Genomic DNA, 11,727 nt, shown 5'->3' on the forward strand with positions numbered 1-11,727 from the left:
CCGCCAAGCGTGGAAATCGCAAAATAGGCTTCAAGAAGCAATCAAAAGTTGACACATTCTGACATGTGCGTCAGGGACCCCGACCCACGGAGAGACAATTATCAAATGACTGTGAACTTTTCCAACACCGCCGTGATCGGCGCCGGCGCAATGGGGCGAGGCATTGCCCAAATCGCTGCCCAAGCCGGAAGCAAGGTCTTCCTTCTGGACAGCTTCGAAGGCGCAGCTCTGCGCGGCCGCGACGCCATTCTTGCCCAATGGCAAAAGCAACACGAAAAAGGCAAGCTCGACGCGACACAACGCGATGAGTTGTCCAGCCGCGTGACCGCCGTCGATTCGATGCAGGAGCTCGCCGGCTGCGATCTCGTGATCGAGGCGGTGATCGAAGACCTCGAGGTCAAGCGTCGTTTGTTCAGCGATCTCGAAGCCGCCGTCGCGCCTTCGGCGACCTTGGTCACCAACACATCGTCCCTCTCAGTCACTGCCATTGCCGCCGCGCTGAAACATCCCGAGCGCATGGCCGGCTTTCATTTCTTCAACCCGGTCCCGCTGATGAAAGTCGTGGAGGTGGTAGCCGGTTTCAAGACGGACCCTGAAGTCTGCCGCCGGCTTTCAGGCTATGCCAAGCAGATGGGCCACAGCGCGGTCCAGGCGAAGGACACGCCCGGTTTCATCGTCAACCACGCGGGGCGCGGCTACGGCACCGAAGCATTGCGCATCGCCAGCGAAGGGGTCGCGGATTTCGCGACGATCGACCGCATCCTCAAGGATCAGGCGGGCTTCCGACTCGGGCCCTTCGAGTTGCTGGACCTGACGGCGCTCGACGTCTCGCACCCAGTCATGGAGTCGATCTATCGCCAGTACTACGACGAACCGCGATATCGCCCGAGCGTGATCACGGCACAACGGCTGGCCGCCGGCGCGCTGGGCCGCAAGACGGGCGAAGGCTTCTATCGCTATGTCGACGGTGCCATTCAACAGACCCCCGAGGCGCCATCACCCACCGTCGACGCCATGCCGGCGGTTTGGGTGTCTCCCCGCGCAGCCCGGCGCCCTGAGCTGCTGCGGCTGGTGCATGCGCTTGGCGCCCAACTCGAAAGTGGTGCAACGCCCTCTCCTTCCGCGCTGATCCTGGTTGCGCCCCTTGGCTTCGATGTGACAACCGTGGCGGCCGTCGAACGGCTTGACGCCACGCGCACCGTCGGCATTGACATGATGGTCGATGATGCCGCGACCAAGCGGCGCGTCATCGCAACCAATCCTGCAACACGCCGGGACATGCGCGACGCGGCGCATGCACTGTTCGCGCGCGACGGCAAGGCAGTCAGCGTGATCCGCGACAGCGGTGGCTTCGTCACGCAACGCGTGGTCGCCACCATCGTGAACATCGCCTGCGACATGTGCCAGCAAGGCGTTTGCACGCCCGCCGATCTCGACTTGGCGGTGCGGCTCGGCCTCGGCTATCCGCAAGGTCCGTTGGCAATGGGTGACTTGTACGGCCCGACCAACATGCTGGAGGTGCTGTTCAACTTGCAGACCGTGTACGGCGACCCGCGCTATCGCCCGAGCCCTTGGCTGCGCCGCCGCGGAGCGCTCGGCCTGAGCCTCACACATCAAGAAGAGTAAAGAGCAGAACCCTGAGACACACGAGACCACCCATGACCGCAGAACTCAAGAGCACCACAGAAGGCAGCACGATGGTGCTGACGCTTTCCAACCCATCGCAGCGCAATGCGCTCGGGCCCGAGATGTACGCGGCAGGCATCGAGGCGCTCAACGGCGCCGAGAACAGTGCTGAGATCCGCAGCGTCGTCTTCGTCGGCGAAGGCAAATGGTTCTGCGCGGGCGGATCCCTGCAACGGCTCCAGAACAACCGGACGCTCGATCCCTCGGTGCAGGCCGAAAGCATCGAGGCATTGCACACCTGGATCGACACGATCCGCACGTTTCCCAAGCCTGTCATCGCCGCGGTCGAAGGAGCGGCCGCAGGCGCGGGCTTTTCGTTGGCGCTGGCGTGCGACTTGGTCGTGTCCGCACGCGACGCCGTCTTCGCGGCGTCATACAGCAATGTCGCACTGTCGCCGGACGGCGGTCTGAGTTGGCATCTCGGACGGATGCTGCCCCGCCAACTGGCCAGCGAATGGCTCATGCTGGGCGAGCGCCTCGATGCATCGCGCCTGCATGCATTGGGCCTGATCAACGAGATCACCGAAAACGGCCAGGCTCTTTCAGGTGCTCTCGCGCTTGCCGCAAAGCTCAATGCGCGCGCGCCGAACTCGATGGCAAGCATCAAGGAACTGCTCGGTGAAGCTCGCGGCGCCACCCTCGTTTCGCAGCTGTCGGCAGAGCGTGACCACTTCGTTCGCAATCTTCATCACGCGAATGCGGGTATTGGCATCGCCGCCTTTCTCGACAAGCAAACACCACGTTACGAATAGCAGCAGGTCGCTCTCGCGACAGCCCCTACCTCCTTCAGTCACCGACAGGACAGTCCATGGACGACCCCATTCTTACCATCGAAGAACGAGAAGCGATCAACGGTGGTCGCTGGTTTTCTTCACTTTCCCCCTCACTGCGCCACGACATCCTCCGATGTGCATTCGTCAAACGCTACAAGGACGGCGAACTGATTGCCGCTCGCGGCGATCCGCCCGAGCAGTGGATCGCGTGTGCGAAGGGTGCCGTGCGTGTGAGTTCGACCGCGGTGTCGGGCAAGCAGGTCACGCTGACCTATGTGGAGCCGGGCATCTGGTTTGGCGACGTGGCGATCTTCGACGGGGATCGGCGCACGCACGATGCCTATGCGCATGGCGATTCGACGATTCTTTGCGTGGCGCGTGCGGATTTCCAGAAGATCCTGGCCAATCACATCGAGCTCTACGAAGCGCTGATGCGGCTTCAGGCGCGTCGCATTCGGCAGTTGTTCGGGCTGGTCGAGGATCTCAATACCCTGCCCTTGCGAGCGCGCCTTGCCAAGCAACTCGTCCATTTGGTTCGCAGCTACGGCGTGCCGAATCTCGCGGACGGCAGCCAGATGCGCATCGGTCTGCAGCTCGCCCAGGAAGAGCTCGCCCAATTGCTCGGCGCGTCGCGTCAACGCGTCAACCAGGAACTGAAGGCCATGGAGCGCGAGGACGCGATCCGCATCGAACCAGCCGGTCTGGTGGTGCTCGATCGCTCGGCGCTGATGCGCATTTCGGAAGCCGACGACCAATAACTCAAGACTGCAGAGACATGACCCAGGACTTCGACAAATTCGTCGGCACGCGTGCCGTCTCTCCGCAGCACGTCGTCGACGTCGACGCGCTGACCGCATGGCTCGAAAGGAACCTCGATGGCTTCAAGGGACCGCTCACGATCGAGATGTTCAAGGGCGGCCAGTCCAATCCGACGTACAAGCTGGTCACGCCCACGCAGAGCTATGTGATGCGCGCCAAGCCGGGTCCTGTCGCCAAGCTGCTGCCTTCCGCTCATGCCGTCGAGCGCGAATTCAAGGTCATGAGCGGCCTTGCAGGTACCGACGTGCCGGTTCCGCGCATGTACTGCCTTTGCGAAGACGAGGCGGTCATCGGCCGCGCCTTCTATGTCATGGAGTTCATGGCCGGACGCGTTCTGTGGGACCAAGCTCTGCCCGGCATGAGCAATGCCGAGCGCACCGCAATCTACGACGAAATGAACCGGGTGATCGCGGCGCTGCATTCGGTGAAGTTCGCCGAGCGCGGCCTTGCGGAATACGGCAAGCCGGGCAACTACTTCGAACGCCAGATCGGCCGCTGGAGCAAGCAGTACGTGGCGTCCGTCACGCAGCCGATTCCGGAGATGGATCGGCTGATGGAATGGTTGCCGGCGCACATCCCGGCCAGTGCCCGCGACGAGAAGATGACTTCGATCGTCCATGGCGACTACCGCCTGGACAACCTGATGTTCCACGCTACCGAGCCGCGTGCAATCGCCGTGCTCGACTGGGAGCTGTCGACGCTGGGCCATCCGCTTGCCGACTTCAGCTACCACTGCATGTCATGGCACATCGCGCCCGGTTCATTCCGCGGCATTGGTGGGCTCGACCTCAAGAGCCTCGGCATCCCGACCGAGAGCGAGTACATCCGCAAGTACTGCGACCGAACCGGCATCACGACGCCCGAGGCGCTCGCACCCGACTGGAACTTCTATCAGGCCTACAACCTGTTCCGCATGGCAGCGATCTTGCAAGGTATTGCCAAGCGGGTCGAGGCCGGCACTGCGTCCAGCGAGCAGGCAGTGGCTTCCGGCCGCGGCGCGCGCCCGATGGCCGAAATGGCATGGCAATTCGCAGAACGGGCATGAGCTCGCGATGAGCGCCTGAACCCTTAACACCAGGAGACGAAATGGACTTCGAATATTCGGCCAAAACCAAAGACTTGCAGAAGCGCGTCGCGGCCTTCATGGAAGACTACATCTACCCCGCTGAAGCCGAGTATTCGGCCGAACTCGCGGCGAACACGGCCGCCGGCAAGCGGTGGACCGCACTCAACACCGTCGAGAAGCTCAAGACCAAAGCCAAGGCGGCCGGCTTGTGGAATCTGTTCCTGCCGGTCGACAGCGCCGCGGCATCGGGCTACGAAGGCGCGGGCCTGACCAATCAGGAATACGCACCGCTCGCCGAAATCATGGGACGTGTGCCATGGGCAAGCGAGGCTTTCAACTGCTCGGCGCCCGACACCGGCAACATGGAAACGATCGCGCGCTACGGCTCCGACGAGATCAAGGCACGCTGGCTCAAGCCACTGCTCGAAGGCCAGATCCGCTCTGCGTTTGCAATGACGGAACCTGACGTGGCATCGAGCGACGCCACCAACATCTCGACCCGGATCGAGCGCCAGGGAGACGAGTACGTCATCAACGGCCGCAAATGGTGGATCTCGGGTGCTGCCGACCCGCGCTGTGCGGTCTTCATCACGATGGGCAAGTCGGAACCTGACGCGCCCAGGCATTCACAGCAGAGCATGGTGATCGTGCCGGCCGATACCAAAGGCATTCGCATCGTGCGGCCACTCAATGTCATGGGCTACGACGATGCGCCACACGGGCACGTCGAAATGTATTTCGAGAATGTTCGCGTGCCAGTGGGCAACATCCTGCTGGGCGAGGGCCGCGGCTTCGAAATCGCACAAGGCCGGCTTGGCCCTGGACGCATTCACCACTGCATGCGCTTGATCGGGCTGGCGGAGCGCGCCCTCGAACTGATGTGCAAGCGCGCCTCGTCGCGGGTGGCTTTCGGCAAGACGGTTGCATCGCAGACCGTAACGCAGGAACGCATCGCCGAAGCGCGTTGCAAGATCGACATGGCGCGGCTGTTGACCCTCAAGGCCGCGTGGCTCATGGACGTCGCCGGCAATAAGGTCGCAAAGACTGAAATCGCAATGATCAAGGTCGTGGCGCCCAGCATGGCCTGCCAGGTCATTGATTGGGCCATGCAGGTCCACGGCGGCGGCGGCATGTGCGACGACTTCCCGCTCGCCTACGCCTACGCCGGCGCGCGCACGCTGCGCTTTGCGGATGGTCCGGACGAGGTCCATCGCAACGCCATCGCAAAGTGGGAACTCGGCAAGTACGCGCCGAGCAAGGGCGACGAAGGAATGCCCGTCACTCGCTTCTAATCCAGAAACACCGCGGAACTGGCTTTGCCAGGCCGCTGGTGTTGCCCCCGGTCAGAGGGGGTGGGCGGCTACACGAAGTGAGCCAACCTGGGGGCGAGCTTTTTCTCCAGGAATATGGCGCTGCCGAAGGCAGGGTCGAGCTGGAAGCTGGCGAAGCCTTCGCGCTCATACGCTCGCAGCGCGCTCCGATTTCCGGAAAGCACCTCCAATGTGAGCTTGCACGCGCCGCGCGTTCGTGCCTCCGCCTCGACGTGCGCGAACATGCGCTGCGTGACCCGCTGCCCGCGATGAGTGGCCAACACCACGACGTCGTGGACGTTCACGAGCGGCTGACACGCAAAGGTAGAAAAGCCCTCGATGCAGTTGATGAGGCCCACAGCCTGCTCACCGTCATAGGCCAGCACGCTGAAGGCTTGCGGGCGTGCTGCCAAGGCTTCGGGCAAGCCGGCCAGCACGCTGGGGGCAAGCGGAGTTCCACCGCCAGCAGGATCCCGCGCATAGGTGTCAAGCAAGTCGACCAGTGCGCGTGCATGCGCGGGATTGCGGTAGTCCGCCGTCAAGACGTTGATCATGGCCGCCCCACTTCAACCGGCTTCGACTGCTGCGACCAACCGCCGCGCGCACGCCTCGGCTTGCGCGGCATCCTTGGCCTCGACCATCACGCGAAGAAGCGGCTCGGTGCCGCTGGCGCGAATCAGCACGCGGCCTGAGTCGCCCAGTTCAGCCTCGGCGCGCTCCGTTTCGGCCGCGAGCACCCGGTTGGCCTTCCAATCCTGGCCCTCGCTCAACCGAATATTGATGAGTGTTTGCGGAAAGAGCGTCACGCCCGCGAGCAGTTCAGCCACGCTGCGGCCGCTTCGCACGCATGCTTGAAGCACCTGCAGCGCGCTGACGATGCCGTCGCCCGTGGTGTGGCGATCTAAGGCCAGCAGGTGGCCCGAGCCTTCGCCGCCGAGCAGCCAATTGCGCTTGTCGAGTTCTTCCAGAACATAGCGGTCACCGACCCGGGCCCGCACGAATTCGATCCCGTGAGCCCTCAGGCCCATCTCGACCGCCTTGTTGGTCATCAGCGTGCCGACGACACCAGCGGGCTTTTCGCCGCGCGCGATGCGCTCCATCGCCATCAGGTACAGCAGCTCATCGCCATTGAAAAGCCGCCCGCTGGCATCGACCAGTTGCAAACGATCGGCGTCGCCATCGAGCGCGATGCCGTAGTCGGCACCTTGCGTCTTCACGGCATCGATCAAGGCTTGCGGATGCGTCGCCCCGAAATCCTTGTTGATGTTGAGACCGTCCGGTGCGCATCCGATGCTCGTCACTTCCGCGCCCAACTCGTGAAAGACGGAAGGCGCCACTTGGTAGGCGGCGCCGTGCGCTGCGTCAACGACGAGCTTGTGATTTCGCAGCGTCAGGTCGGTGGCGAAGGTGCTCTTGCAGAATTCGATGTAGCGCCCGGGCGCGTCGTTCAGGCGTCGCGCCTTGCCGAGATTCTTTGAATCGACCCAGACTGGTGGCTCCTTCAACACGGCTTCGACCGCCAGCTCCCATTCGTCGCTGAGCTTGGTGCCCTGCGCGCTGAAGAACTTGATGCCGTTATCTGGGTAGGCGTTGTGACTGGCGCTAATGACGACGCCGAGACTCGCGCGTTGCGCCCGCGTCAGGTAGGCCACGCCCGGAGTGGGCAGCGGCCCGAGCAGAACGACATCGACACCCGCGGAATTGAACCCGGACTCGAGCGCCGACTCCAGCATGTACCCGGAGATGCGGGTGTCCTTGCCAATCAGCACGGTCGGCCGCGCTTCCGACTTCTTGAGCACACGGCCGACGGCGTGGGCAAGGCGCAATACAAAGTCAGGCGTGATCGGCGCTTGCCCGACCGTTCCGCGAATGCCATCGGTTCCGAAATACTGCCTTGTCATCGTTATGTTTCCTGTCCTCGTTGTTCTTGCTTCATGGCGCACCAAACGGAGAGCGCCGCCACTGTCTCACGCACATCGTGCACGCGCACGATCGATGCGCCCTGCTCCACGGCCAGCACGGCGGCCGCGACGCTGGGCACCATGCGATCCTGCGCCGATTCGATGCCTGCGACCGCGCCCAGTGAAGACTTGCGAGACCATCCTGCGAGCAACGGCCAACCCGACGCGAGCAGCTCGCGTTGACGGCCCAGCAGAGCGAAATTCTGCACCACAGTCTTGCCGAAGCCGATGCCCGGATCGATCACGATCCTGTCCGGCTTGACGCCCAGAGTCGTCAGCGCCGATGCGCGCTCCACCAGGAAGGTGTGAACGGCAGGAACAACGTCGCCGATCATCGGTGCGACTTGCATGGTCTGCGGATCGCGATGCATGTGCATCAGGCAAACGCCGCAGAGCGGATGCGCCGCAATGGCTTCCAGCGCACCCGGCCGCCGTAGCGCCCACACATCATTGATGATGTCAGCGCCGAATTCCAGCACTGCACGCATGACCTCGGGTTTGTAGGTGTCGACGGAGATTGGCACTCCAAGTTTCACCGCTTCGCGAACGACAGGCACCACGCGCGCCAGTTCCGCATCGAGAAGTACGGCGGGACTTCCGGGGCGGGTCGACTCACCGCCGATGTCGAGAATGTCCGCACCCTGTATGACCAACTCGGCGCAATGACGCACAGCGGCTTCAGTGGACGCATGGGCGCCGCCGTCGGAGAACGAGTCAGGCGTGACGTTGACGATGCCCATCACCTTGGGCTGGGCCAAATCGATCGCGAAGCGCGAGGTGCGCCAGATCGCCGTCATTCCCCGGCTCCATGAAAAAACGGGGCCAGAGGCCCCGTTGATCGCCAAAGCGTCATGCTCAGGCTGCAGTCGGCGTCGGGTCGGGGTTCACCGCCGGCGTTCCGCCACTGCCGCCGCCGCTGCCCGAAGGCGGAATACGCGGCGTCCAGTCTTTCGGAGGACGCGGCGCACGGCCCGCCATGATGTCGTCGAGTTGCTCGGTGTCGATGGTTTCCCATTCGAGCAGCGCCTTGGCCATCGCATGCATCTTGTCGCTGTTTTCCTCGATCAGGCGGCGCGCCAGGGCGTACTGCTCATCGATGATGCGGCGAACTTCGGCATCCACCTTCTGCATGGTCGACTCGCTCATGTTCGTGGTCTTGGTGACCGAGCGTCCGAGGAATACTTCGCCCTCGTTTTCAGCGTACACCATTGGGCCCAGCGATTCGGTCATGCCATAGCGCATCACCATGTCGCGAGCGATCTGGGTCGCGCGTTCGAAGTCGTTGCTCGCGCCGGTCGTCATCTGGTGCATGAAGACTTCTTCAGCAATACGTCCACCAAAGAGCATGCTGATCTGGTTCAGCATGTATTCGCGGTCGTAGCTGTAGCGGTCCTGCGCAGGCAGGCTCATCGTCACGCCAAGGGCACGGCCGCGCGGAATGATGGTGACCTTGTGCACCGGGTCGCACTTGGGCAACAGCTTGCCGATGAGCGCATGGCCCGACTCGTGATAGGCAGTGTTGCGTCGCTCTTCCTCGGGCATGACCATGCTCTTGCGCTCGGGGCCCATGAAGATCTTGTCCTTGGCCTTCTCGAAGTCCTGCATTTCGACGACGCGCGCATTGCGGCGCGCGGCCATTAGCGCGGCTTCGTTGCACAGGTTGGCGAGATCCGCGCCCGACATGCCTGGAGTGCCGCGCGCAATGATGCTCGCGTTGACGTCCTGCCCCAAGGGCACCTTTCGCATGTGGACGTTGAGGATCTGTTCGCGGCCCCGAATGTCCGGCAGAGTCACATAGACCTGGCGGTCGAAGCGACCTGGACGCAGCAGCGCCGCATCGAGAATGTCCGGCCGATTGGTTGCAGCGACGACGATCACGCCAAGATTGGTCTCGAAGCCATCCATCTCGACCAGCATCTGATTGAGGGTCTGTTCCCGCTCGTCGTTGCCACCGCCGAGGCCGGCGCCGCGCTGGCGGCCGACAGCGTCGATTTCATCGATGAAGATGATGCAAGGCGCGTTCTTCTTGGCGTTCTCGAACATGTCGCGGACGCGCGCAGCACCCACACCGACGAACATTTCGACGAAATCCGAACCCGAAATCGAGAAGAACGGGACCTTGGCTTCTCCTGCGATGCTCTTGGCCAGGAGCGTCTTGCCGGTGCCTGGAGGGCCGACGAGCAACAGGCCCCGCGGGATGCGGCCACCCAGTTTCTGGAACTTCGCCGGGTCCTTAAGGAAATCGACGACTTCCTTGACCTCCTCCTTCGCCTCGTCGCAACCTGCGACATCCGCGAAAGTGACCTGGTTGTTGTTCTCGTCGAGCATCCGAGCCTTGCTCTTGCCGAAGCTGAAGGCGCCGCCTTTGCCGCCCCCCTGCATCTGTCGCATGAAGTAGACCCACACGCCGATCAGGAGCAGCATCGGCCCCCAACTTACCAGCAGCGTCATGAGGAGGGACCCTTCTTCACGCGGCTTGACGTCGAACTTGACGTTGTTGGCGATCAGGTCGCCGACGAGGCCGCGGTCGAGATAGGTGGCCGTCGTGCGGATCTTGCGGTCGTCGTTGGTGATCGCGACGATCTCGCTGCCGCCCTGGCCTTCCTGGATCGTGGCGCTCTTGATGCGGTTACTGCGGACCTCCTCGAGGAAGTCCGAATACCCGATGTTGCCTGCGCCGGCTACGCCGCGGGTGTCGAACTGCTTGAACACAGTGAACAACACCATCGCAATGACGAGCCATACGGCAACTTTGGAAAACCACTGATTGTTCAAACGAAGCTCCAGTCGAAAGCGCGTGCCATGAAAAACTAAAAACGCGCTGTGGGGACGCAATTGGCGACCATTTTAGGCTTTTCAATCTGCGAAAAGCCCTAATTTCCCCATAGCAGCCATAGGGGGCAAACGGTTTTAAGACAGTCGTATGCCGGACGGCCGCCGTATCACTTTGTATCCGGACTCTTGATTCCGATGCCCACCATGAAGGTCTCCGAGGATTTATCGCGCGAAGCCTTCGGTTTGAAGGGCTTTACGACGCGAAAGTTGTCCTTGAAAAGCTGGGTCAGCTCGCTATAGCCACTTCCATGAAACAGCTTGGCAACGAGGGTGCCCTCGGGCTTCATGTGATGCCGTGCGAAGTCGATTGCAAGCTCGATCAGGTGCGCAACACGGGCGGTGTCGGCAGACGCGATCCCTGAGAGGTTCGGGGCCATGTCGGAGACGACCACATCCGCCAAGCGGCCGGACATCGCCTCAGACAGGCGCCCAAGCACTTCGGCCTCACGAAAATCGCCCTGAAGGAAGGTCACCCCTTCGATCGGCTCCATGGGAAGGATGTCTAGCGCAATGATGGTTCCCGCGAGTTCTCCCGCGGCCGCTCCGCCGGGTGAGAGCCGTCGCCGCACGTACTGGCTCCAGGCACCAGGCGTGGAGCCCAGGTCGACCACCATATGCCCCGGCTTGATAAGACCGAGGCTTTCGTCGATTTCCTTCAACTTGTAGGCGGCGCGAGCCCTGTAGCCCTCTCGAGAAGCGAGTTTGACGTATGGGTCATTCACGTGGTCGTGCAGCCACGCCTTGTTGACCTTCTTGGCTTTCGGTTTGGGATTCATTGACATCGATAATACGGGGATGCCCGCCATTCAACTTACCCCTGCGCAGCGCAAGGTGCACCGCTCCGAAGCGCACCATCTGGATCCGATCGTGATGATCGGCGGTGACGGGCTGACGCCAGCCGTGAAGAAGGAAACCGACGCCGCCCTCAAGGCGCATGGCCTGATCAAGGTGCGCGTCTTCTCTGACGACCGAACCGCTCGCGAAGCCATGCTTCAGACCCTGGCCGACGAACTGGACGCAGCACCCATCCAGCACATCGGCAAGCTGCTCGTCCTCTGGCGGCCTATTCCCCCAAAGGAGAAAGCGATCGACGAAGACCGCATGCCAGGCCCGCGCGATGTCAAGGTGATCAAGTACAGCAAGCGCGCCGGCCAACGTCCTGAAATCAAGACGCTGCGCGTGCTTGGCAACCAACGCCTGACCCCCGGCGGCAACATCAAGCGAGCCAAGGCGAAGAAGCCGCTGTCGGACAAGAAGCGCCGCCAGGCGGATTGAGG

The 11,727-nt window shown here is 62.5% G+C and carries 11 protein-coding genes; 6 read left to right on the forward strand and 5 right to left on the reverse strand.

From position 1 onward, the window contains the following. Window positions 1–105 precede the first annotated feature (105 nt). The 5 genes from AC1DSF_RS13595 to AC1DSF_RS13615 are packed head-to-tail and all read left to right on the forward strand — an operon-like array spanning window position 106 to window position 5,636. Window positions 106–1,626 (forward strand): 3-hydroxyacyl-CoA dehydrogenase, encoded by a 1,521-nt coding sequence (locus tag AC1DSF_RS13595; RefSeq protein ID WP_478123391.1) that lies wholly within the window; start codon window positions 106–108, stop codon window positions 1,624–1,626. A 32-nt stretch (window positions 1,627–1,658) separates the two neighbouring features. Next, on the forward strand, window positions 1,659–2,438 hold the full coding sequence (locus AC1DSF_RS13600) for an oxepin-CoA hydrolase, alternative type (RefSeq protein ID WP_478123392.1): 780 nt from the start codon (window positions 1,659–1,661) through the stop codon (window positions 2,436–2,438). A 56-nt stretch (window positions 2,439–2,494) separates the two neighbouring features. Then, entirely contained in the window at window positions 2,495–3,217 is a 723-nt protein-coding gene (locus AC1DSF_RS13605; protein WP_478123393.1) for a Crp/Fnr family transcriptional regulator, read from the forward strand. Window positions 3,218–3,234: 17 nt separating this feature from the next. Beyond that, entirely contained in the window at window positions 3,235–4,323 is a 1,089-nt protein-coding gene (locus AC1DSF_RS13610) for a phosphotransferase (RefSeq protein ID WP_478123394.1), read from the forward strand. 41 nt (window positions 4,324–4,364) lie between these two features. Continuing rightward, window positions 4,365–5,636 carry an acyl-CoA dehydrogenase family protein gene (locus AC1DSF_RS13615; RefSeq protein WP_478123395.1) on the forward strand — a complete coding sequence of 424 codons (1,272 nt, stop codon included), beginning with the start codon at window positions 4,365–4,367 and terminating at the stop codon, window positions 5,634–5,636. Window positions 5,637–5,704: 68 nt separating this feature from the next. On the opposite strand, the gene AC1DSF_RS13620 is transcribed toward AC1DSF_RS13615, so the two are convergent. The 5 genes from AC1DSF_RS13620 to AC1DSF_RS13640 form a co-directional block, all read right to left on the reverse strand. After that, complete coding sequence (locus tag AC1DSF_RS13620; RefSeq protein ID WP_478123396.1) at window positions 5,705–6,208, reverse strand: GNAT family N-acetyltransferase; 504 nt, start codon at window positions 6,206–6,208, stop codon at window positions 5,705–5,707. A gap of 12 nt (window positions 6,209–6,220) precedes the next feature. Continuing rightward, window positions 6,221–7,555 (reverse strand): phosphoglucosamine mutase, encoded by a 1,335-nt coding sequence (gene glmM, locus AC1DSF_RS13625; protein WP_478123397.1) that lies wholly within the window; start codon window positions 7,553–7,555, stop codon window positions 6,221–6,223. Between the two features lie 2 nt (window positions 7,556–7,557). Beyond that, on the reverse strand, window positions 7,558–8,412 hold the full coding sequence (gene folP / locus AC1DSF_RS13630; protein WP_478123398.1) for a dihydropteroate synthase: 855 nt from the start codon (window positions 8,410–8,412) through the stop codon (window positions 7,558–7,560). Window positions 8,413–8,470: 58 nt separating this feature from the next. Beyond that, a complete protein-coding gene (gene ftsH, locus AC1DSF_RS13635; RefSeq protein ID WP_478123399.1) occupies window positions 8,471–10,390 on the reverse strand; it encodes an ATP-dependent zinc metalloprotease FtsH in 1,920 nt (639 codons plus the stop codon). Window positions 10,391–10,557: 167 nt separating this feature from the next. Then, window positions 10,558–11,226: an RlmE family RNA methyltransferase gene (locus AC1DSF_RS13640; RefSeq protein WP_478123400.1), complete on the reverse strand. Its 669-nt coding sequence runs from the start codon at window positions 11,224–11,226 to the stop codon at window positions 10,558–10,560. Window positions 11,227–11,245: 19 nt separating this feature from the next. On the opposite strand from AC1DSF_RS13640, the gene AC1DSF_RS13645 reads away from it, so the two are divergent. Beyond that, window positions 11,246–11,725 carry a YhbY family RNA-binding protein gene (locus tag AC1DSF_RS13645; protein WP_478123401.1) on the forward strand — a complete coding sequence of 160 codons (480 nt, stop codon included), beginning with the start codon at window positions 11,246–11,248 and terminating at the stop codon, window positions 11,723–11,725. The last annotated feature ends 2 nt before the right edge of the window (window positions 11,726–11,727 follow it).

The sequence above is a fragment of the Variovorax sp. 01N429 genome (assembly GCF_056399425.1).